The organism is Burkholderia sp. Ac-20349 (assembly GCF_017104865.1).
In the GTDB taxonomy this organism is placed as follows: domain Bacteria; phylum Pseudomonadota; class Gammaproteobacteria; order Burkholderiales; family Burkholderiaceae; genus Burkholderia; species Burkholderia aenigmatica.
Map to the genome: position 1 here is coordinate 1 of NZ_JAAGPM010000140.1, position 20173 is coordinate 20173.

Sequence of the window (20173 nt, forward strand, 5' to 3'; positions counted from 1 at the left end):
AGCGTTTCTGCGAGGAACTTCGTGTTTCTCAGCAGCGCTGCGTTTTCAGCAGCAGAGAAGCGAGATTATGAACCGTGTTTCGCATTTCGTCAACAACTTTTTTCACTACATCGTTGCGACTGCGGGGCTCAACTTCCAGGCCAGTGGCGCGCTTCAGACTCCAGCACACCGCCAACCCTGCTTCCCTCTTCCGCGCCGTGTTTCCGTTAGCGCGAAAGAGGCGTGATTCTAAGCACCCGCCCCCAACTACGCAAGCCCCTTTGTGAAAATATTTTGAAAAAGCCCCCGTGCGCTGCCGCGCACGGGGGCTTGGGCCTCAACAGGCCGCCCATATCTATGGAAGCCGCCTCCCATAGATATGACGCAAGCCGCTCTGCCTTCCATATAGGAAGCCACGGAACCGGCAAGGAACCGGGTGCTGTCGAGTATCATGCCGCGACCGAACCACGCACTCTATATCCACGATGGACAGCACCACTCAACCCGGCGACGCCGATCTTCGCGACGAATATGCAGCGCTGCGCGAGCGCGCCATCATCCTGGAAGAACAGGCTCCGCCGCTTCTGCAACGCATCTCGGATGTCTTGCCGCGGATCAGCGGCGAATCCGAACTGGCAGACGAGCACCGCGAGCGACTCGTCGGCGCGCGCAACGCGGCGATGGTCTCGATCGAAAACTATCAGCAGGCCATTCCTTTCCTGCAGACGGCCGACTCGATCATCGAGCAACTGGACAAGACGCCCGAGCGCGACGAAGACATCGAGTGGCGTGAATCGCTGCTGCAACGGCTCGACGAACTGATCGACGTCGCAGTCGTGATGATCGACGACGCCGAAGGCTACTTCGAGCAGGCGCAAGCCTGCGATCTGGCCAGCGTGCCGAAAACCATCCTCGAGGATTGAGCTGCGCCGCTCGGGATCGCATCGTGCACCGGCGTCATGTCGTGTGCGCCAGCCATCCCGATGCTTGCCGGCCGACAGGCGCCGCCTGACACCTTTGTCGACACACCGGCTGCTTCGCTCCCGCAAAAGCTCACCTTATCTCTACGCCCCGGCCGCGCGACGCAGCTACCGCGCATCGAGAACGATCGTCTCGCTCACGATCGGCACGCGGATATATCCGCCCGCCGCATCGCCATACGCATGCGCATTCCCGTCGATGACGCATTGCGCCGTCACGGCGCAAAGGGTCGCGTCTCGCGCATCGACGGACTTCAGCGTCGACACGTCGATCCCCAGTCGCTCCAGCAATTGCCGGCGCTGGTTGCGTTTCTGCTTTGCCGACGCAACAGACTTGCCCAGCATCGCGCAGGTGATCGCATAAGGATAGGTTTCGAAGCTCGCGCGTCCGCCCGCATAGCGCGCGCCGGTCAGCAGCGGATAGGCGTCCGAGAGCGCGCGGTAGACGCGCTCGCCCATGAACATCCAGTCGAAGAAGCCAGACGTGCTCGCGACCGCCTGCTCCCGCGACGGCGTCGGAAAGCACGAGATCCGCTCGCGCGCGAGCGCCTGCTCGGCCGCCCGGCGCCCGCTCCCCGCCCACCAGAGGCTCGGTGCGTCGACACCGACGGCCACGACGTCATGGGCGAGACACAGCGCAGGCACCGCCTCGGGCGCGATCTGCGCCTCGCGGCAGACGACCGTCGTTCCGCGCAGGATCACGAGATCGCATTGCTTCTTTTCCCCGCCCACATCGACACCCGCCACGACCGGCGATTGCGGCGCGGCGGATCCGACGGATCGGGTCGATCGCATGCAGGCGCCTCAGTCCGCCGGCCTGGCGTCGTAGGCGGTGTCGAAGATCGCCTCGAGACCGGGATGCACGCCGCGCATCGGGTCGACGACCGACTTCGCCCAGTCGAAGTACGCCTGCTTGCGCTCCAGCGGCCAGTCCGCAGGCGGATGCCGCGCGATGTCGCGCAGGTTGCAGATCTTGTCGGCCAGCTTCACGAGCTTCGCGCGCCGGCTGATGGTCGCCGCATGCTCGACCTGCAGGCGCTTGCGCTCCTCCTTCGGCAACGACTTGTCGTCGGTGACTTCCATCACGATGTCCGCCACGTCCTTGCCGAACAGCCTCAGCAGTTCCTGCTCGGTCGTCTCGGTATCCTCGACCGTGTCGTGCAGCACCGCCGCGACGATCACACGTTCGTCCTCGACGCCGGCCTCGTTGGCCAGCACATCGGCAAGCGCGATCGGATGATTGATGTACGGCGACGCTTCTTCGTCCTTGCGCCGCTGATTGCGATGCTTGTCCGCCGCGAACGCGATGGCGGCTACCAGCTTTTTCATATTCCCCCCTCGTGTGGCCTGACCCGCGACCGGCAGAACCGGCCGCGGGCATTTCGGAACCGCACATACTACCTGTTCGCGATGACCCTGCCCGTGCGCCGGCCTCCGCGCACGCCGCGCGTCACGCACCCACCGGCGCGCGCTGCAACTCGACCACGTTGACCCGCGCGCCGAATACGTCCCTCACGAGCGGCAGCAGGTGGTCGTGGTGCGTCAGGAACAGCACCTGAGTGCGCGTCGACAGATCGCGCAGCGCGTCGAGCCCGGCCTTCGCGCGCGCATCGTCGAAGTTGATGAACAGGTCGTCGGCGACGAACGGCAGCGCGGTCCGGCTGCCGAGCTGCAGCTCCAGTGCCGCGATCCGCAGCGCAAGGAACAACTGGTCACGGGTCCCTTCGCTCAACCCGGCGACCTCGACCGACGCGCCCTTCGTCCGACGTGCATACAGTGCGGGCGGCGTCCGTTCGGTATCGACGGTCAGCCGCGCGAATTCGCCCAGCGTGAGCCCGGCGAAGATCTCTCCCGCGCGCCTGAGCATCGGCCCCTGCTTCTGGTCGCGATAGCGATCCGTCGCCCACTTCAGCAGCCGGCTCGCGGTGGCCGCCTCCAGGTACTGCTCGGCTGCATCGCCCATCGCCGCCAGCGCTTCCTGCCGTTTCGACTCGGCAACGGCGGCATTCGCCTGCCCATCGATTGCGCCGAACGCCTGATCGGCCACGACCTGCTGCTGGGAAAGCTCGTTCAGCCGCTTGCCGACATCGCCGAGCGACTGCTTCACCGCTTCAAGGTGTGCCGGTACGTCGACGATGTCCTGCTCCGCGACTTCGGCTTCGACGGCGGACCGGGACAGGCCGTCGCCATCGCGCACCAGTGCCTCGTGCGCGGCATCGACCGCCTGCCGAAGCTGGCGCTGGCGATCCGAGCGTTCGGCGAGCGGCAGCGCCGCGTCGATCGACGCTACGCCGGCCAGTTGCAGCAGCGGCTGGATGCGCGCATCGGCACCAGCCACCGCGGCGGCGGCATCCGCGACCTTGCCGTCGGCCTGCCGCACGGCCTCGTCAGCGCGACCGATCGCACGTGCAATTTCCCGGGCGGCCGCGAGGCGCATCGTCAGCCGGCGCGCGACGTCCGGCCAGTCACCGCTCGTCAGCCATTCCGGGGCGAGCGCCGCGGCCAGCCGCCGTGCCCCCGCCTCGAGCGCGGCCAGTTCCGCGCGGATGGCAGTGATCCGGTTGCGCGGCGCGTCGGCATCGGCCAGTTCGGCCGTCACAGCGTTGGCGAGCCCGAGCGCCCCTTCCGCCGCAGCCAGCGTCGCCGCGCTCGCGGACAGCTTTGCGTCGGCCAGCGCGGCGCGCCATTGCGCTTGCCACACATCGTAGGCCGTCTGCGCGTGGTCGGCGCGCGACTGCGCCGTCGCACACCCGCGTTCGGCTTCCCGCGCGCGATCCTCGAGGCTGTCCTGTTGCGCGAGCGCTTTTTCGGCCGACTGGACGAAGGTCTCGGCGCTCGCGACGAGCGCCGCCAGGCCGTCCGACTCGCCGCCTCGCGACACGGTGCGCAGCGCCGCGCGCAACACGGCTTCGACACCGGCCCGTGCGGCGCGAATCGTGTCGAATTCGCGGCGCTGCCGATCAAGGTCGGCCTGCGCGGCGAACACCGTGTCGCGCTTCGCAAGCCAGTCGCCCATCGCCGCCAGCGGCATGCCGGGCACCGCGGCCGTCGTCGCGAGTGCAGCCCATGCGTCGCGATGCGCGGCGAGTTCTCGCTCGCGTTCGTCCAGCGCGGCCTGCCTGCGCGTCACGCCGGCACGTGCGGATTCGACCTGCTGACGCAGCGACTGCAACGTCGCCGCCGCCTGCGTCGCGCCGAGCTGCGCATCGACGAGTTCGTCCGCCAGGCGAATCGCGTCGTCGACCGCAGGTGCGCCCGTGACGAGATCGACCGCGCCGCTGCGGACATCGCCCCACGCGCCGTCGCGCCGCGCACGCGCCGCCAGCACGTCGGCGGTCGTGACGACCTTGTGGTTCTCCGCGAAATGCTTCTCCTGCAGTTCGAGCCGCTCGAGCTCTTCGAGCGCGCCGTCCCGCGCGTCGCGTGCCGCAGCGGCCGCGCTCGCGCGTTCGCTGTCTTCCTTCTGCAGCGCGCCGAGCCGCGCCGCCGACGGCACGTCGAGCGCCCGCAGCGTGTCGACCGGCATGCGCCATTGGCCGAGTGCATCGAGTGCCCCAGCCAGCGCGCTGTCGGCAGCAGCGATTTCATGTTCGAGCGCCTGCTCGCGCTGGCCGCTGTTGCGAAAGCCCTGCGCATCGGTCAACGCCGCACGCAGCGCTTCCGGTACATCGACGGTCGACAGGCGCGCCTGTTGTTCCCGCACCTGTGCAAGCTCGCGCGTGCGTTCGTCGAGCGATTCGCGCGCGCCGGCAAGCGCCTGGTGCAGCGCGCCGTGTTCGCGCAACAGGTTGGCGACGGTCTTCAGCGACAGCGCCGTCGGCAGCGACGCACGCAGCGACACCTCGTCCGTCGGCCAGTCGAGTTGGGCGGCCGCGGCAAACGCGGCGGACAGGTGCCGCTCGACGTCTGCGCCAAGCAGCAGCAGATCCTGTGCGTGATTCATGCACGCGCCGCGCAGCCGATCGAGCGCTTCGATGTCGGCTTCGAGCGCCAGCGTGTCGGCATCGGCGTCGATCGCATCGCGCGCCTGCCGTTTCGCGAGCAGGTCGGCACGACGCTCCTCGAGCACCTTCTGTTCGGCCGCGAGATCGCCCTGCGCCTTCAGCAGATCCGCATACGCGGTGGGCGGCAACTCGACGACCGCGCCCAGTTCCGCCAGCGCCGCGTCCTTGACCGTCAGCTCCTTCAGGTACGGCGCCAGCCGCCGCACGCGTTCGAGCTTCGAGCGCAGCGCTTCGAGCCGGCGCTGTTCGGCGCGCGCCTGCTCGATCTGCTGTTCGACCGCTTCGCGCGCGTCCTTGCGGTCGACCCAGTCGTGCGTGCGCACCTGGACCGTCTTCAGTTCGGTCACGGCTTCGTTGAACGACGATTCGGCGAGCGCGAACGCACTGCCGCTGCGACGCGGCGCCCAGAGCTCGACCGAACGCGCATCGAGCTCCTCACGCACCGGCCCGAGGCTGCCGACACCGGCGGCCGATTCGAACAGTACCTGGCCGAGCTTGTCGGATGCGTCGAGAATGCTCCGGCCGCCGTCGACCAGACGCCCATGATCGAGCCCGAACATCTGCTCGAAGAATTCGCGCGTGGCGCCGTCAAGGATGGCGGCCAGATAGTCGTCGGGCAGCTTGTCGTCGGCGGGCGTGCGCAGCGGACTGCGCCCGCGCGCGCGGTGGAACGCGAGTTCGCCCGTGCCGCTCCCCAGCACGCCGCCGATCCGCAGCTCGGGCGTGCTGTGCAGGAAATCGAGCGGCGTCTGCAGCTTCATCCCGAACAGCAGTTCCGACACGGCCGTGCGGATCGTCGATTTGCCGGCCTCGTTCGGCCCCACGATCACATGGAAATCCTCGCCAGCCGACGGGAAACGCAGCGTCTCGTCGGTGAACTTGCCGTACTTGATCAGATCGAGCTGATTGATGCGCATCGCTTACTCCCCCCTCGCCAGCCGCGCGAGCAGAGCAGGCCCGACCTGTTCAACGAGCGCCGTGAGCTCGCCCGCACGTGCCATCGCCAGCAACGGCACCTCTTCCTTCACGTCGCTGCGCACCTTGCCGACGAACGGCTTCAGGTCGCGTTCGAGCAGTTCGAGGAAATCCGGATCGCGCGCAGCGTCGGCCAGGATCTGCTTCAGGTCCTCCAGCGCTTCAAGCTGCTCGCTTTCGCCCGGCTGATGATCGGCCGCGGACGTCGCGAGCCGGACCTTCTCCAGCCACAGCCGCTCGTTGCCGATGATGCCGATCTGGTTCAGCACCTCCGCACGCAACTGCGGCGCGCGGCCGAAGAAGAGACCATGCGCGGGCGTGCGCCCCGTGACCGTCACGCGCACCGCGCGCGGCACGTGGCCGTCGACGGTCAGCAGCGCTTCCAGCGACTGGCCGATCTTTCTCGACAGGTCGGCAACCGACAGGCAATCGGACGCGTCGACCGACACGGCTTCCCAGCGCAGCACGTCGAGATACAGACGCTCGACCTGCGTGCGGCCTTGCTCGACCGTCACGAGCACCGCGCCGCGGCGGCCCGTCTCGCGGATATGACGCCCCTGCAGGTTGCCGGGAAACACCACCGTGGACGGCCCCGTCCATTGCTGGAATTCGTGCACATGGCCGAGCGCCCAGTAGTCGTAGCCTTTCGCGTGCAGTTCGGCCAGCGTGCACGGCGCATAGTTCGCGTGCGCCGCGTAGCCTTCGAGCGCCGTATGCAGCACGCCGATGTTGTAGTAACCGGGCACCGGGTCCGGATAGCCGATCGCGAGATTGTCGACGACCGCCTTGTCCTTGAAGCTCTGCCCGTGCAGCGCGACGTCGAATTCCGGCAGCGTGTGGGTTTCCGCCTTGCGGTGGCCGAATACGGTGACGTTGTCGGGCAGCGTCAGCTTCTTCGTCATCTCGCTTTCGGCATCGTGGTTGCCGCCGAGGACGAACGCACGGATGCCGGCCTTGCGCAAGCGCCCCATCTGCTGGCCGAAGAAGATGCCCGTGTTGTGATCCTTCCAGTCGCCGTCGTACAGGTCGCCGGCGATCACGAGGAAGGCGACTTCCTCTTCGATCGCACGATCCACGAGCTGCCGCAGCGCCTCGCGCGACGCGTTGCGCAACTGCGCGGCCGGCGCATCGGGATACGCGCTCAGGCCGTGCAACGGGCTGTCAAGGTGTATGTCTGCCGCGTGGATGAACTTCACGAAGATTCCTCTGTTTCATGACGATGGGGGCCTGCGATCGCCGTGCGATGCCGCCAGCCAGACCATCAGTCGCAATCCTGGTAGCCGCCGAGTTCGCCGCAATGGAGGCAGCGAAACATATACGCTGTCGGCGAGCCGTCCTTGTCGAGTGCGGCAAAGAAACGCGCCCACTCGCCGCCCTCGTCGAGTCCGGTCGATTCCCGAATCGACGCAACCGCCTGCGGGCCGAGCGCGGTCAGTTCGGCGGCTCCTGCACGGCCGATGAACTGCGCGCCATCGCCACAATGCGTCCACCACCGTTCCTGCTGCCAGCCCTGAAAGCCCGGCGTGCGACAGGCGATTTCGTCGACGACTGCGTCGGGCACGGCGTCCCGTTCGCCGCCGCCGATGCCGTACGTGTCGGTAAAGGCTGCGTCGAGCCGCGCGTGCGCCGAGCCGTCGGCGATGCACCATGGGCAGATGCATTGCTCATACTCGTCGACCGCATACACGGGGCCGGCGTACACGTAACCGCGCGCAGCGCCGCAACACACGCAGCGCGCATCCGAACGGATCACGCTGCCCGTTGCCAGCGGGTCGGGATGGTACCTGAAAGCGGGTAACGACATGAGGCTCTCCGTCGATCCGGAAGATGGGGAATCACGCGATGCGAATTCGAACGGCCATCGTGCCACAGCGCGACCGTGTTACCGAGGAACCTCGGCCTCGACAAACGAGCCGTTCACGAAACGAAAAAAGCGATGCGTTGGACCGCCGTGTGCGAGATATTCCCACCGGATGTCGATACCGGCCGGGGCGTCGCGCCACGCGATCGCCAGGTAGGGCGATTGCGCTCCATCATTGGTTTCGAGCGAAACGGAGTCGATGCAGCTTTGAACCGGCAGCGAGAAACGCGGTACCGCACGGGCGCCGTGCAGCTCCAGCACGTGCAGCGCCCCTTCTTCGCCCGCGCCGCAATATCCGGTCGGGCGGACGTTCGACGAGCGGTTGACGACGACCAGCAGATAGTCTTTGCCGTCGATCCGCTTCAACCGGTCCGACGGGAACGCGACGCTCGATGCATCGGCCAATACGCGGCGGAGCTCGACCGGCACGCTCAGTGCCGATTTCTTGTGGCGGGCGACATCGACCTCGAACAACCCCGGGCGCACCCATTCGATCTCGTGACCATTGGCGAGCCGCACCGACTCGGGCGCCGGCGTTTCGGCGGAGGCAACGGCGGTACTCGAGGCCAGCAGCGCCAGCGCCGCGAGCTTCAACACCATCGATTTCGTCGGGCTGATCCGTGTCCGCATGAGTCGCGCAGGATTGTCGTGAAGTTCATCGTATGTGCCGGCATGTCGTTCGGGCAGCGCCGATTCAGGGTCGCCCCGCGTGCGTCGTTCGTCACGACGCACGCGGCCGATCCACGACGTGCCGTTACTCGCCGCGCGGTACCGGCGGCGGTGCATAGCCGTTGTCATTGCCGGGGAACGGATTCGCGTTGCGGCGCAGCGCCTCCTCGTCGTTCTCCTTTTGCGCGAACAGCGCGACGCCGATCACGCCGACGTTCGCGGCATCGCCATACTTCGCGTTCGCGACATAGCTGTCGGGTACCGCCGCGAAGCGGAACGCGGCGACTTCGTCGCGGCTCTTGCGGAAGCCCTCGATCGTCAGCGTGCGGCCCGGATACAGCACGTAACCGCCGTTCGTATAGCGGCCCGGCCGCCCGGACAGCACGTCGAGCCCGTCGACGGTCGACACGACCTCGAACGTGCGGCGCCCCTGGTTGCGCAGCACGATCATGTAGCGCGAACCTTCGACGCCCGCCATGTGCCAGCGGCCGTCGCTGCGCGCGAGATGCAGCGGCGCGCCCTTTTCGTCCGTGAACGACAGCGCGATGTCGCCGTTGGCGAGCGCGACGCGCGTCGGCAACCGGCGCACCTGGGACGCGGGCGGGTGTCCGGGCAACGCATCGTTGTAGTAGACCGACGCGAGATCCGTTGGCTTCGCCGGATCCGCGCGCTCGAAATCGACCTGGCGGGTTTCGGATCGCACCGACTCGCCCCACGCAGTGCCGAGCCCGCGGCGTTCGCTGGCGTCCGGTGCGGCGGCGGACGCATTGGTGCTGGCGGACGGCGGAGGCGTCGCTGCGCAGGCAGCCAGCCAGAGCGCGCAGGCGAGCGCGAGAAGACGGAACAGAAGGGTCATGACGTAAGGCCTCGGAATGTTATCGGGCCGCGCCGGGCGGGCCGGAACGGCGTTTTGGTGTCGTCTGTCGTCACGATGTCGATCGGACATGCATGCCCGTATCGGCCGGCGCCGCGATCGCGGCGGCCCGGCAACCCACCGGGAGCCCCGCTATTTAAGCATGGTGGGCAGGCAATAGGCAGAGGATGCGCACGCCGCCCGTTGCGGGCCCTTGCTGGCGGGCATCGGGCAAGGTGCCCGTACGCGTCGCGTCGCCGGATGATGGCGAACGCCGACGCATCCCTGTATCGAGAATAGGATGAACGGCGCGCCGTGCGCGCCAACAAAAAAAAGCCCGGCCCGCATCGAAGCGGGCCGGGCTCTGTCGGGAAGCGTGACGCTTACTGCGCGCCGCCTTGTGCCGACGCCGAACCCTTCACGCCGACCGATGCGCCGCCCTGCACCGAGTTCGTCGCGCCTTCGAGCGCCTCACCGGCCTTCGCCTTCGCGCCGCCGGCGACGTCGCCCGCCGTCGACATCGCGCCTTGGGCGTGGCTCTTTGCCGTGCCTGCGACGTGCTTCACGTGCGATTTCGTCGAGTGGACGGCCGATGCGGCGGCATCCTTCGCGGTGCCCGCTGCCGAACCGACCGCATGCGTCGCGCCGTCAACCGTATTTCCGGCTGCCGAGCCGACGCCGCCGACCGTCTTGCCGACGCCGTTCAGCGCGCCGCCCACGACGTTGCCCGCGCCCGAACCCGAGCCTGCCGCATTCGCGCCGGCGCCAGCCTGCAGGCCCACGCCACCGCCGAGCAGCGGCGTCTGAACCTGCGCGCCGACGCCTGCGGAACCCTGGGCGCCGGTCTGGGCCGTCTGTGCGAACGCAGCCGAAGTCGCCATCGCGGTCAGTGCAGCACCCACCAGAATCGTACGAATCTTGTTCATGGTCATTCTCCCCAAAGACGTTGTTGCTGCGGGCCGCCTTCGTGCGGCTTGTCGCATGCCTCGCCGCGACGTGCGGCAGGTGGAGCTAATGTAGCGGCGCGAACCCGCAAAACGATTGATTTGCGGGGACTGTTACTTCCGTTGCAAATGCTGACGATTGACTCACACTGTTTGACAATCGGGGGCTTGCGGCGGGATTGGACGGTAGACGGGGGGACTCTGGGGGCGTGCCGCACGGAGCATTCCGCAACAGCGACGCGGCTGATCGCCACGGATCGGGAAACCAGGCAGGTGAAACGGCTAGCAGGGAAACCGGCCGCTTCTATAAGCATTCCAAAGGATGCGTGTCGGCCAGCCATCGGTGCAGCCCGACAACCGGCTCCTCGCGATGAGTTCGATGTCGTCGGATACGCACGCCGCCACGCCGGCATGCCCCGATGCGCCGAACGCGAGCTTGAACGCCTTTTCCCTCAGTGCATCCACGGCCGGCCGGTCGATCGCTGCGCCCGGATCGCCGTCGATTTCGTCGAACGACGCCATCCACTGCGCATCGAACGGCTCGGCATCGCGACTGTCCAGCGCGCGGTCGCAATCCAGGTCGCCGAGGAAATCGAAAAAGCCCGGCACCGACAGGATGGCGTCCATTTCACGCAGATGCGCATTCGTCATTGCGACTCCTCCACGATGCACGGCCCCGACCGCCCGTTGGTGAATACCGGCGGATCGGGGCCGCGCGTTCCGCCCGATTATGGCCGGAACGTATCGCCGAGCACGACGCCTTCACGCCGCGGATCGGTGCCGCCCTGCAACGCGGGCGACTGGCCGACCGTCACGCGCATCACCGTGTTGACGCCGCTCGCCTGCGCGGACGTCGACACCTTGTGCCCGAGCGCGAGCAGCCCCGTGATCAGCGGATCGTTCGCTCCGTTGTTCGCGGTGTTGACGTTCGGATGCTCGCCGCCGATCGTGGTCGTCGGGCTGTTGCTCGCGCCGAAGTCGACGAGCCCCGCGGACTGCTGCGCGTCGAGGCCCCAGTCCAGCGCGCCGACGAGCGTCTTGACCACGTATTGCGGAATCGTGCCACCGCCCGGCGAACCGGTTGCCATCACGAAATCGCCGCGCGAGCCGTCCGCGGCCTGACCGAACACGATCGTCGGCGCCATCGAGCTGCGCGGCCGCTTGCCCGGCTGCAGGCGGTTGGCCACCGGATTACCCGCGCTGTCGACCGGGTTCGCGGAAAAGTCGGTCAGCTGGTTGTTCAGCAGGAAGCCATTGGTCATGTGGAACGAGCCCATGCTCGATTCGACCGTCGTCGTCGCGCTCAGCACGTTGCCGTCGCCGTCGACGATCGTGAACTGGTTCGTGCCGTGCTCGATCAGCGTCGTGTCGACGCCAAGCGGCACCGCGCCGAGATTGCCGGGCTGTGCGGTGCCCATGCTCTTGGCCGGGTCGATCAGCGCTGCGCGCGATTTCAGGTACGGCTTGTTCAGCAGCGTGTTCCACGTGCCGCCCGGCAGCGGCACGAAATCCGTATCGGCTACGTATTTGTCGCGGTCGGCATACGCAAGCCGTTCGGCCTCGGTAACGAGATGCACGCCCGCGACGGTCGGCTTGCCGCCTTCGAGATCGATCGCCGTCGGCTTCAGCGACTTCAGATCGTAATTCTCGAGAATGCCGAGCGCCGACGCGACCGCGATGCCACCCGACGACGGCGGCGGCATCCCGCACACCCAGTAGCTGCGATAGGTCGTGCACACGGGCTCGCGGCGCTTCGCCTGGTACGCGGCGAGGTCGGCTACGGTCGTCTTGCCCGGCGTGAGCGTCGACCCGTCCGCCCCCTTCGTCGTGGCAATCTTCGCGACGATATCCTGCGCGATCTGCCCCGTGTACAGCGCGTTCGCGCCCGACTGCGCCATCAGCGTCAGCGTGCGCGCATACGCCGGATTCTTCAGCACGGTGCCGAGCGTCTTCGGCGAACCATCGGCGTTCAGGAAATATGCGGCGGCCTCGGGGTCGCGCTTCAGGTTCGCGGCGTTCGACGCGATCGCGTCGGCGAGCCGGCCCCCGATCGGGAAACCGTTGGTCGCGAGCGTGATCGCATCGCCGAACAGGTTCTGCCACGGCAGCCGGCCATGGTCTTGCTGCAGCGCCTCGATCAGCCTCGGCACGCCGATCGTACCGATCGAGCGGCCGCTCGCCCGTGCGTTCGGCAGCGGCGCGGACTGGTCAGTCGCGTCGTCGACGTAGCGCAGGTAGTTCTCCGTCGCGGCGGCCGGCGCGGTTTCCCGGCCGTCATACGCCTGCAGCGTCTTGCCGCGCGCATCGTAGTAGAGCAGCACGCCGCCCGAGCCGAGGCCCGTCGCTTCGGGCACGGTCAGGCCGAGCACGGCCTGCACGGCGACCGCCGCGTCGGCGGCCGTGCCGCCTTTCTTCAGCACCGCGCAACCGGCCGCGCTCGCGTACGCGTTCGACGTGGCCACCAGATAGGTCTTCGCATAGACCGGCTTCATCCCGGTGCGATAGCCCGACGACGCTTCCGGCAGCGACGGGTCGCCCGGCTGGTTCGAGCCCACCACGACCGTCGCACCGCTGTTGTCGACCGCGAGGCAGCTCGCATCGGTGGAAGGTGTCGGCGTGCGGCCTGCTTCGTTCTCGACGTCGCCGCCGCATGCCGTCAACAGGGCGGCCGCGAGCAACGCGGACGCATACGGAAAAATCGCTGTTCTGTTCATTGTCTGCCGATGTTCTTGTAGGTCGTTGCGATGGACATCACGCTGCCTGCGACCCCCTCGGTGCGCCGGCAACGCGTTCGATAGTCCCATGAACGAATTTTTTTTCGCAATAAGGGAATGACGTAATGCGACCGGACGTTGCGCGCGCAACGTCACCGCATGCGCATTCGGCGGTGCGTGTTGCACTGCACTGCATCGCAGTGCGATGCGCTTGTTCGGCCAATGTCGTGACGTCGTTACCTTGCTGCCCGACGGCGCTTGCCGGCTGCCCGGCCATCGCGCGCGAAGCCGCTTTCCATCGCTTCGACCGCCTCGGAGAAAACTCGGGGAACATCGTCATCGCGCTGATTGCGCGGGTCGCGTATGCAGTGGGCGGAAGCACCACGCTGGCCGTGTTCGCGATGATCAGCGTGATGGGCATCCAGGTGCTCGCCAGCATCGACCTCCACGCGCGCGCCAACCAGAATGGCGTGCCGGCCGCGCTCCGTTTCTTCAACCCGCTGCTGCTCGCTTACCTGGCGATGCCTATCGACGGCACGCGTACCGCGCACTGACGCGCCGGTTGCGTCGATCCAGCCAGCCCGCTGGCCATCGGAACGATTGCCGGAGCCTCCACGTTCCGGCTATAAATCGTGCATGGACACGAATCGCTGGATTCACGACCCCGCCGGCGCCTTCCGCGCATGGCAGGAAACCGCCGCGACCGGCGCCGATCGCCGGCCGTTCGCGCCGCGATCGGTCGTGCAGCACGTCGCGATGTTCGAACGGTTCCTGCGCCATCTGATCGCACAGCGCGTGTCGCTGGCCACGTTCGGTCCCGACCACGTCGTGACCTTCCTGGCGGAACTCGAACATACCTGTGCGCCCGGCACGTCGACCCGGGTGCGCTACGCGAAGCTGATCGACCGGCTGTGCCGGCATCTGGTCGAAACCGGCGTGCGCACGATCCATCCGGCCGGCCGGGCGACACGCGCGCTCGCATGGCCGGACGGCGAGCCCGAACCGTGCTACCTGCCGCCCGATGCCGACGCGGCGCTGCAGCGCCATGTGCAGCCTCGACCGGACGACACGCCGGCCGACTGCCGGAATCGCGCGATCGTCGCGCTGCTGCTCGCGAGTGGCATCACGTCGGCCGAGATACGCGCGGCGACGCACGATGCGCCCGATCTCGACGCACGGCCGCCGGTGCTATCCGTGCCGCGCGAACGCGCACGGCCCGCGCGCCGGATCGCGCTCGCCGAATTCGCGCTGGCGCCGCTCACCGCCTGGCGCGCGCGCTCGGCAGACGCGCCGGCATCCGCGTTGCTGTTTCCCGCGCCGCGCGGCGGTGGCGCGATGAACGACATGTTCCTGCTGCTCGTGGTGCGCGACGCGCTGACCGCGATCGGCTTCCACGCGGCAGACCTGAGCCCGCGCGTGCTGCGCAATACGTATGCGCGCCGCCAGTTGCTCGCCGGCCATGCACACGCCGACGTCAGTGCGATGCTCGGTCTCGTCAGTACACGAACGGTCACGCGTATCCGGCAGACGCTGCCGCCCGATGCGGCCGCGGATCGCGCCGCACACGAGCACTGACCCCGCACTGGTGCGGGCCGCATGCCGTCCGGTTCCCTATTCGCCCCGCTTCGACTGGATCAGCCGCAGAATCCGGGTGTCGTACGGCGATTGCATGACTTCGGCGATACGCACCTCGGAAGCGGCCGGATGCAGCGGATTCAACAGGAAGTTGTGCGCGTGCGGCACGACGACGCTCGGGACACGCAGCAGCGCGCTCGGCTGCGTGTGCAGCCACTCGGTGCCAGCGCTGCGGGTCCAGTCGACGTCGGTTCGCCAGTCGTCCGGCGCGTCGCCCTCCGCAATTTCGGCGATATCGACCGAATCGGCCACCTCGATGCGAAGCAACTGATACCCGCTCGGCAATTGCGCGACCGTGGCGATTTCGAAATGAACGAGCGTCTCGAGCAGCGCGAGCGCCGGATGCTCGGCGAGATACACGACGGGCTGCCCGGCGAAATGCCAGCGCCCGCCGGCGCGCAACCCGCCGATGCCTTTCAGGTCGGCGAAATTGCTGATCCGCCACAGCGTCGTCAAGCGAAGTACCCCTCGTCGATCTGCGTGAGGACTTCCTCGACGAGCCGCGCGCCATGCTCGGTGCTCGCCATGTCGAGCGACGTGCGGCCGCCGAAGCGCTGGAGCCCGTTGCGCAGCCACGCCATCGCCTTGTCCTGGTCGCCGAACGTGGCCGTCGCCTGCGCGACGATGCGCGCGAGACGGATCGCCTTGTCGGACTCCTCCGGCGACAGGCGTTCGTGCGCCTGGCGACGATGGCTCAGCGTGCGGCGCGGAATGATGAAAGCCAGTTCGTCCGATTTCAGCCCGCGCTCGGACAACCGGTCGATCACCGAGACATCGACGCGTGCGCTCGCCAGCTCGGCAAGATCGGCCCCCGATCGGACGCGGATCGCCAGCAACTGTTCGAGAATCGTGAATTCGGCCTGACGCGGATGCGCGACGCCCGAAGGATGAAAAGCAATGGTGCTCATGACCTCTCCCGGCAATTTGCCCAATTATTATAGGCGTTTTGCCGGAAGCGTGCGGGAACCGGTTGGAGCGCGTGCCTGTGGCGCTCGTCAGGGCCTCCAGATAGGCGGGAGCGAACGTGACCCGCCTGTCTGGATGCAGGTTGCTGTGGCCGCGAATCGAAGATTCGCCTGGGTGACGGGATGCGATTATTCAGTATATAAAGTCCAAACCCGCATCACGCGGTTGTCACGTAACAACTTTTTTACTGATTTCACCTGCTCGCACTCCTCCGCCCCATCATTCCAGACAAGGTCGAGGGATTCGCCCCGGACAGGGAGATGTTCGCCAAGCGCCGCCCCCGTCATCCGGAAGGAACGCCGCTTCTGGCGATTCACCGCCCGTCCCGATGGAAACGCATCGCCGCGCCCTCGCGCCGGATGCGTTCCCATGTCGCGCGTTTCTCGTCGTCGTTCATGAACACCCAGTGCGAGACCTCGTCGGCCGTTCGGCCGCATCCCTTGCAAACATCGTCGAACAGCGTCGAGCACACGCCGACACAGGGGCTGTCGGGTACGTCGTGAAGCGTGGAAGCCATTGGAACATCCGTATCGGTTGAACATCCGGCAGCGCAACGAACCGCGCTCCCATAAACGGGTACTTTGCTGCCGGCGATGCGGCCTGTGCCGCGACGCCAACCCATCCCGCTCACTGCGACGCTGCCACCAGTACCACCCCTTCCCCGCGATCGTGCGCCCTACCGCGAGCAATCAGCCGGCCCACGCGGACGACCGGATCACGCTGCAGAAATTGCCGGCATGGAAATGCGGATCCTTGTCGGCGAGCACGTCGGCCTTCACGTTGCCGAACGTCGTGTCCGGCTTGTGCTTGATCCCGTCGTAGAACGCCTGAATGATGTCTTCCTTGAAGTGCGGCGTACGCGGATGCGCACGGACGACGGCCTCGCGCTCGACGTCGCTGTATTCCGGATACGTCAGGCCCAGCACGTCCATCTCGACGCCCGCGGTAACGAGCGCGATCACCGGATGCATGTGCTGCGGGATACCCGGCGTGGTATGCAGCGCGATCGAAGTCCATACGACGTCGATATCCTGCTGCGAGATACCCTTGCCCTTCAGGAAATCGCGGGCGGCGTTGGCGCCGTCCACTTCGAAACGCTCGCACGCACTGCTGTGTTTGTGCGTGAGCCCCATGTCATGAAACATGCAGCCACAGTAGAGCAGCTCGGGATCGTATTTGAGCCCGCGCCGCTGGCCCGCGAGCGCCGCGAAATAGAAGACGCGGCTGGAATGATGGAACAGCAGCGGAGACGCGGTATCGCGGACGAGTTCGGTGATCTCGCGCGTCAGTTGGCTATCGGGAATGGTGATGCCTGCAACGTTCTCAGTCATGATCGACCTCCATTGAACACACCGTTGATTCTCCGGCGTTCGATAGCTGTCTCCAATAGACGTGTTACGTCAAATCCTGCCATTTCGCGCGACGGACGGACACGGTGCCCGCGCGGCGGAAAGAACGCCGGAAACAGGCGCCCCCCACCCGCGCCATGCACCGCCGGCGCCCCTATACTGCTACCCGTCACGTTCGACACAACACGCAATCGATCATGCCGAAGGTCGTGGGAATTTTCGCCGTTCCGGGCGTTCAACTGCTCGATGTCTCCGCACCGCTCGACGTCTTCGCGCAAGCGAACGCCGAATGCGGGAAGCCGTTCTATACGTTGCGGATCATTGCGAGCGAGTCCGGCCCGATCCGCAGTTCGTCCGGTGCGCAGTTGCTGCCGGACTGGATCGTCCCCGACATTCCTGAGCGCATCGACACGCTGCTGGTCGCCGGCGCGCCGAGTGCCGGCCGGATCGCACTGCGCACCGACGTCCTCGCGTGGCTGCGAGCGGCGGCCGTGCAGAGCAAGCGCTACGGCTCGATCTGCACCGGCGCGTTCATCCTCGCGGCCACCGGCCTGCTGAAAGGGCGTCACCTGACCACGCACTGGGCTGCCGCCGACGCGCTGGCCGAAGCCTATCCATCGCTCGCCGTCGACGCCGACGCGCTGTACGTGCGCGACGGCAAGCTGCGCACCGGTGCCGGCGTCACGGCCGGGCTCGATCTCGCGCTCGCGCTGGTCGAGGAAGATCTCGGCCGCGAGATCGCGCGGCGCGTCGCCGCGCAACTGGTCATGTTCTTCAAGCGCCCGGGCGGGCAACTTCAGTTCAGCCGCAAGGGCGAAGCGCGCCCCGCCGGGCGTTCGGTACTGCAGGAAGTCCAGCGCTGGATCGCGGCGAATCCGGAGCTCGAGCATTCGGTGGCGGAGATGGCGAAGCATGCGGGCATGAGCCCGCGCCACTTCGCGCGGCTGTTCCGGGCGGAAGTCGGCATGACGCCGGCCGCCTGGGTCGAGACGACCCGCATCTCGGCAGCCCGCCACTTGCTCGAGAACGGTCACGACACGCCGAAACAGGTCGCCGCGAAATGCGGCTTCGCGAACGTCGATACGCTCCGGCGATCGTTCACCCGGCACGTCGGAATCACGCCGGCCGAATACCGGAAACGGCAGGCAGTCCTGGCCGAGTGACGCGGCAGTGCGCGCGCGATTCGGCGCGAACGAGGTCAGTCACTCCGCCCAAATACTTCGGCATCCGATCTAACTGATCGTCGTGCGGTCAAGCCACTGGCCGATCGACGACATCGCCCCGCTGGAAGCCTCGTCGGCGGTCCTGATCGACCGCGGGACAGCCCCGCAATTATCAGACGAAACACTCGCCAGCCCAGATCGTTTACCCAGTTGCAATAATTATTCGCTGGAACGCGTATTTCCGACCGGTAACGTGATCGCTACGATGCAATCAACCGCTGAACGCAACAAGCGAAGCGTGAAATCAATGAAACCGGAGGTCATCATGAAGTCGTTCATCTACGCAGTCGTCGCCGCAACCGCCCTGTCCGCCTCGTACGGCGCATTCGCCCAATCGAACCCGTCGGGCCAGCTGACGCGTGCCCAGGTGCGCGCGGAACTCGTGCAGCTCGAACAGGCCGGCTACAAGCCGGAAGTCTCCGATCAGTACTACCCGCGCGCACTGCAGACCGCACAGGCCCGCGTGACGAACGCCGATGAAACCGGCTACGGCGCGCAAGCTGCCGCCGGCGTACGCGCCGGCCGCGCGATCGCGGTCAAGCAGGAAGGCCGCGACTCCGTGTATTTCGGCCAGTAAGCCGGACACACGCCCGCGTATTCCGATACGCGCGCGGCAAACGAAACACCCCGCTCCCGTTCATCGGGGCGGGGTGTTTGCTTTTCAGCCGTCCGCTCCCGGAACGGATCGCGCTCCTCGATCGACGCGAACTTGCGGGGCGCTCGCCGCGCCGCGCCGTTCGCGCCGGCAGCCGGTGTTTGCGCATAGAATGGCCGCGTGGTCGGCGCCGGCCGAAATGAACGCGAGCGAAACCACGACGCCCGGCTTGCCCGATCGTCGCCGCGCCCGCAGGCCGGCCCCGATGCGGCACTCATCGCATTTTTCGAAAAGGAGCGGTTTCATGTCTCAAACATCCGGTTCCATGATCACGTTTCGACGCCCGGACGGCCAGGAACTGCAAGGCTATCTCGCCACGCCGGCAAAGACCGAAGGCGCACCCGCGGTCGTCGTCATCCAGGAATGGTGGGGGCTGAACGACCAGATCCGCGGCGTCGCGGATCGCCTCGCGCGCTGCGGCTACTTCGCGCTCGTGCCCGACCTGTATCGCGGCAAGTCGACGGTCGAGGAAGAAGAAGCGCACCACCTGATGACCGGGCTCGATTTCGGCGACGCAGCCTCGCAGGACATTCCGGGCGCCGTGACGTATCTGAAGACGCTTGCCCCGCGTGTCGCGGTGACGGGTTACTGCATGGGCGGCGCACTCACGCTGCTGTCGCTGCAGTTCGCCGATGCGGACGCGGGCGTCACGTGGTACGGCCTGCCGCCGCTCGACTACATCGATCCGGCGAAGCTCAAGGTGCCGCTGATGGGCCACTGGGGCACGCAGGACGCTTTCTTTGCGATCGACCAGGTCGATGCGCTCGAGAAGAAGCTGACCGATGCGAAGGTCGGTTTCGAATTCCATCGCTATCTCGCGCATCATGCGTTCGCCAATGAAACGGCCGTCGGCCCCGGCCGCATCGCCGGTACGCAGTTCGATCCGGTGTGGTCGCAAATGGCGTGGGATCGCACGCTGACGTTCTTCGGCCGCACGCTTTGGGCGAAGCAGGGGTAACGTCACACCGCTTCCAACGCGGGCAGCTGCGTAAAAAGAAACGCCACGGATTTTCATCCGTGGCGTTTTCGTTTCCGCATACAACCGGTTCGAAGAACAAGCGCGGTACACCACCGCGCCTGCCCTTCCTTGCGCTTGCTTACCCGTTCGTCGCCGCTGCCGACGCAGGCGCCGAAGCAGCCGCCCTGTCGTAGTCGACCGGTGCATCCGGCGCGCGGGGCGTTTCGCCTGCGTGCTCGACCCACCCACCGCCCAGCGCACGGTACAGGGTGACCAGGTTGGTCCAGCGTGCCAGACGCGCATTGATCAGCGACTGCTGCGCGGTGTACAGGTCCGTCTGCGCGGTCAGCACCGACAGGTAGCTGTCGACACCGTTCTTGTAACGCAGGTCCGACAGGTCGAAACGTC

23 protein-coding genes are annotated in these 20173 nt (G+C 66.9%); 7 read left to right on the forward strand and 16 right to left on the reverse strand.

From position 1 onward, the window contains the following. Both G3N61_RS31460 and G3N61_RS31465 read left to right on the forward strand, forming a co-directional pair. A partial coding sequence (locus G3N61_RS31460) for a hypothetical protein (protein WP_205824371.1) occupies window positions 1–226 on the forward strand: 226 nt, incomplete at its 5' end. 238 nt (window positions 227–464) lie between these two features. Then, window positions 465–902 carry an ATPase gene (locus G3N61_RS31465; RefSeq protein WP_205824356.1) on the forward strand — a complete coding sequence of 146 codons (438 nt, stop codon included), beginning with the start codon at window positions 465–467 and terminating at the stop codon, window positions 900–902. 165 nt (window positions 903–1067) lie between these two features. Here G3N61_RS31465 and G3N61_RS31470 read toward each other — a convergent pair whose 3' ends face one another. The 10 genes from G3N61_RS31470 to G3N61_RS31515 all read right to left on the reverse strand — a co-directional run bounded on the left by G3N61_RS31470 (window position 1068) and on the right by G3N61_RS31515 (window position 12979). Further along, window positions 1068–1754: a DUF429 domain-containing protein gene (locus G3N61_RS31470; protein WP_205824357.1), complete on the reverse strand. Its 687-nt coding sequence runs from the start codon at window positions 1752–1754 to the stop codon at window positions 1068–1070. Window positions 1755–1763: 9 nt separating this feature from the next. Next, on the reverse strand, window positions 1764–2288 hold the full coding sequence (locus G3N61_RS31475) for an HD domain-containing protein (protein WP_043185438.1): 525 nt from the start codon (window positions 2286–2288) through the stop codon (window positions 1764–1766). A gap of 121 nt (window positions 2289–2409) precedes the next feature. Then, complete coding sequence (locus G3N61_RS31480; RefSeq protein ID WP_205824358.1) at window positions 2410–5880, reverse strand: YhaN family protein; 3471 nt, start codon at window positions 5878–5880, stop codon at window positions 2410–2412. A 3-nt stretch (window positions 5881–5883) separates the two neighbouring features. Continuing rightward, window positions 5884–7134, reverse strand: a complete 1251-nt coding sequence (locus tag G3N61_RS31485) for a DNA repair exonuclease (protein ID WP_205824359.1) — start codon at window positions 7132–7134, stop codon at window positions 5884–5886. 65 nt (window positions 7135–7199) lie between these two features. After that, the gene (locus tag G3N61_RS31490; protein WP_205824360.1) at window positions 7200–7742 is read right to left on the reverse strand and encodes a CbrC family protein; all 543 of its coding nucleotides are present in this window, start codon (window positions 7740–7742) and stop codon (window positions 7200–7202) included. 78 nt (window positions 7743–7820) lie between these two features. Then, window positions 7821–8399: a hypothetical protein gene (locus G3N61_RS31495; RefSeq protein ID WP_205824361.1), complete on the reverse strand. Its 579-nt coding sequence runs from the start codon at window positions 8397–8399 to the stop codon at window positions 7821–7823. Window positions 8400–8553: 154 nt separating this feature from the next. Continuing rightward, window positions 8554–9324, reverse strand: coding sequence for a hypothetical protein (locus tag G3N61_RS31500; RefSeq protein ID WP_205824362.1), 771 nt, complete (start codon window positions 9322–9324; stop codon window positions 8554–8556). A gap of 380 nt (window positions 9325–9704) precedes the next feature. Continuing rightward, entirely contained in the window at window positions 9705–10247 is a 543-nt protein-coding gene (locus G3N61_RS31505; protein ID WP_043185863.1) for a hypothetical protein, read from the reverse strand. A gap of 300 nt (window positions 10248–10547) precedes the next feature. Next, window positions 10548–10916 carry a hypothetical protein gene (locus G3N61_RS31510; RefSeq protein WP_205824363.1) on the reverse strand — a complete coding sequence of 123 codons (369 nt, stop codon included), beginning with the start codon at window positions 10914–10916 and terminating at the stop codon, window positions 10548–10550. Between the two features lie 77 nt (window positions 10917–10993). Continuing rightward, window positions 10994–12979, reverse strand: coding sequence for a gamma-glutamyltransferase family protein (locus G3N61_RS31515; RefSeq protein ID WP_043185425.1), 1986 nt, complete (start codon window positions 12977–12979; stop codon window positions 10994–10996). A 227-nt stretch (window positions 12980–13206) separates the two neighbouring features. Between G3N61_RS31515 and G3N61_RS31520 the strand changes: the two genes are divergently transcribed. Both G3N61_RS31520 and G3N61_RS31525 read left to right on the forward strand, forming a co-directional pair. Further along, complete coding sequence (locus G3N61_RS31520; protein WP_205824364.1) at window positions 13207–13533, forward strand: hypothetical protein; 327 nt, start codon at window positions 13207–13209, stop codon at window positions 13531–13533. 82 nt (window positions 13534–13615) lie between these two features. Then, window positions 13616–14554, forward strand: coding sequence for a tyrosine-type recombinase/integrase (locus G3N61_RS31525; RefSeq protein ID WP_205824365.1), 939 nt, complete (start codon window positions 13616–13618; stop codon window positions 14552–14554). A gap of 36 nt (window positions 14555–14590) precedes the next feature. On the opposite strand, the gene G3N61_RS31530 is transcribed toward G3N61_RS31525, so the two are convergent. The 4 genes from G3N61_RS31530 to G3N61_RS31545 all read right to left on the reverse strand — a co-directional run bounded on the left by G3N61_RS31530 (window position 14591) and on the right by G3N61_RS31545 (window position 16911). Continuing rightward, complete coding sequence (locus tag G3N61_RS31530) at window positions 14591–15070, reverse strand: RES family NAD+ phosphorylase (RefSeq protein ID WP_205824366.1); 480 nt, start codon at window positions 15068–15070, stop codon at window positions 14591–14593. Next, complete coding sequence (locus G3N61_RS31535) at window positions 15067–15522, reverse strand: antitoxin Xre/MbcA/ParS toxin-binding domain-containing protein (RefSeq protein ID WP_031403156.1); 456 nt, start codon at window positions 15520–15522, stop codon at window positions 15067–15069. Before G3N61_RS31535 ends, G3N61_RS31530 begins: the two co-directional genes overlap by 4 nt. Window positions 15523–15893: 371 nt before the next feature. Continuing rightward, window positions 15894–16097, reverse strand: coding sequence for a DUF1289 domain-containing protein (locus tag G3N61_RS31540; RefSeq protein ID WP_205824367.1), 204 nt, complete (start codon window positions 16095–16097; stop codon window positions 15894–15896). A 172-nt stretch (window positions 16098–16269) separates the two neighbouring features. Continuing rightward, window positions 16270–16911, reverse strand: a complete 642-nt coding sequence (locus tag G3N61_RS31545) for an HD domain-containing protein (protein WP_011349307.1) — start codon at window positions 16909–16911, stop codon at window positions 16270–16272. A gap of 215 nt (window positions 16912–17126) precedes the next feature. Here G3N61_RS31545 and G3N61_RS31550 point away from each other — a divergent pair, with 215 nt between their 5' ends. Both G3N61_RS31550 and G3N61_RS31555 read left to right on the forward strand, forming a co-directional pair. Then, entirely contained in the window at window positions 17127–18092 is a 966-nt protein-coding gene (locus G3N61_RS31550) for a GlxA family transcriptional regulator (RefSeq protein ID WP_089454102.1), read from the forward strand. A 325-nt stretch (window positions 18093–18417) separates the two neighbouring features. Continuing rightward, window positions 18418–18729, forward strand: coding sequence for a DUF4148 domain-containing protein (locus G3N61_RS31555; protein WP_043185856.1), 312 nt, complete (start codon window positions 18418–18420; stop codon window positions 18727–18729). An 84-nt stretch (window positions 18730–18813) separates the two neighbouring features. Here the strand turns inward: G3N61_RS31555 and G3N61_RS31560 are convergent, their stop codons facing one another. Continuing rightward, complete coding sequence (locus G3N61_RS31560) at window positions 18814–19053, reverse strand: hypothetical protein (RefSeq protein WP_205824368.1); 240 nt, start codon at window positions 19051–19053, stop codon at window positions 18814–18816. Here G3N61_RS31560 and G3N61_RS31565 point away from each other — a divergent pair. Beyond that, window positions 19052–19765, forward strand: a complete 714-nt coding sequence (locus G3N61_RS31565) for a dienelactone hydrolase family protein (RefSeq protein WP_205824369.1) — start codon at window positions 19052–19054, stop codon at window positions 19763–19765. The genes G3N61_RS31560 and G3N61_RS31565 overlap by 2 nt on opposite strands. 139 nt (window positions 19766–19904) lie before the next feature. On the opposite strand, the gene G3N61_RS31570 is transcribed toward G3N61_RS31565, so the two are convergent. Beyond that, a partial coding sequence (locus G3N61_RS31570) for a TolC family protein (protein ID WP_205824370.1) occupies window positions 19905–20173 on the reverse strand: 269 nt, incomplete at its 5' end.

What these genes read in the sequence shown, in the direction of transcription:
- G3N61_RS31465 (WP_205824356.1), top strand. Translation starts at nt 465, where the DNA reads ATGGACAGCACCACTCAACCCGGCGACGCCGATCTTCGCGACGAATAT.
- G3N61_RS31470 (WP_205824357.1), bottom strand. Translation starts at nt 1,754, where the DNA reads ATGCGATCGACCCGATCCGTCGGATCCGCCGCGCCGCAATCGCCGGTC.
- G3N61_RS31475 (WP_043185438.1), bottom strand. Translation starts at nt 2,288, where the DNA reads ATGAAAAAGCTGGTAGCCGCCATCGCGTTCGCGGCGGACAAGCATCGC.
- G3N61_RS31480 (WP_205824358.1), bottom strand. Translation starts at nt 5,880, where the DNA reads ATGCGCATCAATCAGCTCGATCTGATCAAGTACGGCAAGTTCACCGAC.
- G3N61_RS31490 (WP_205824360.1), bottom strand. Translation starts at nt 7,742, where the DNA reads ATGTCGTTACCCGCTTTCAGGTACCATCCCGACCCGCTGGCAACGGGC.
- G3N61_RS31495 (WP_205824361.1), bottom strand. Translation starts at nt 8,399, where the DNA reads ATGGTGTTGAAGCTCGCGGCGCTGGCGCTGCTGGCCTCGAGTACCGCC.
- G3N61_RS31500 (WP_205824362.1), bottom strand. Translation starts at nt 9,324, where the DNA reads ATGACCCTTCTGTTCCGTCTTCTCGCGCTCGCCTGCGCGCTCTGGCTG.
- G3N61_RS31505 (WP_043185863.1), bottom strand. Translation starts at nt 10,247, where the DNA reads ATGAACAAGATTCGTACGATTCTGGTGGGTGCTGCACTGACCGCGATG.
- G3N61_RS31510 (WP_205824363.1), bottom strand. Translation starts at nt 10,916, where the DNA reads ATGACGAATGCGCATCTGCGTGAAATGGACGCCATCCTGTCGGTGCCG.
- G3N61_RS31515 (WP_043185425.1), bottom strand. Translation starts at nt 12,979, where the DNA reads ATGAACAGAACAGCGATTTTTCCGTATGCGTCCGCGTTGCTCGCGGCC.
- G3N61_RS31525 (WP_205824365.1), top strand. Translation starts at nt 13,616, where the DNA reads ATGGACACGAATCGCTGGATTCACGACCCCGCCGGCGCCTTCCGCGCA.
- G3N61_RS31535 (WP_031403156.1), bottom strand. Translation starts at nt 15,522, where the DNA reads ATGAGCACCATTGCTTTTCATCCTTCGGGCGTCGCGCATCCGCGTCAG.
- G3N61_RS31540 (WP_205824367.1), bottom strand. Translation starts at nt 16,097, where the DNA reads ATGGCTTCCACGCTTCACGACGTACCCGACAGCCCCTGTGTCGGCGTG.
- G3N61_RS31545 (WP_011349307.1), bottom strand. Translation starts at nt 16,911, where the DNA reads ATGACTGAGAACGTTGCAGGCATCACCATTCCCGATAGCCAACTGACG.
- G3N61_RS31550 (WP_089454102.1), top strand. Translation starts at nt 17,127, where the DNA reads ATGCCGAAGGTCGTGGGAATTTTCGCCGTTCCGGGCGTTCAACTGCTC.
- G3N61_RS31555 (WP_043185856.1), top strand. Translation starts at nt 18,418, where the DNA reads ATGAAGTCGTTCATCTACGCAGTCGTCGCCGCAACCGCCCTGTCCGCC.
- G3N61_RS31565 (WP_205824369.1), top strand. Translation starts at nt 19,052, where the DNA reads ATGTCTCAAACATCCGGTTCCATGATCACGTTTCGACGCCCGGACGGC.
- G3N61_RS31560 (WP_205824368.1), bottom strand. Translation starts at nt 19,053, where the DNA reads ATGAAACCGCTCCTTTTCGAAAAATGCGATGAGTGCCGCATCGGGGCC.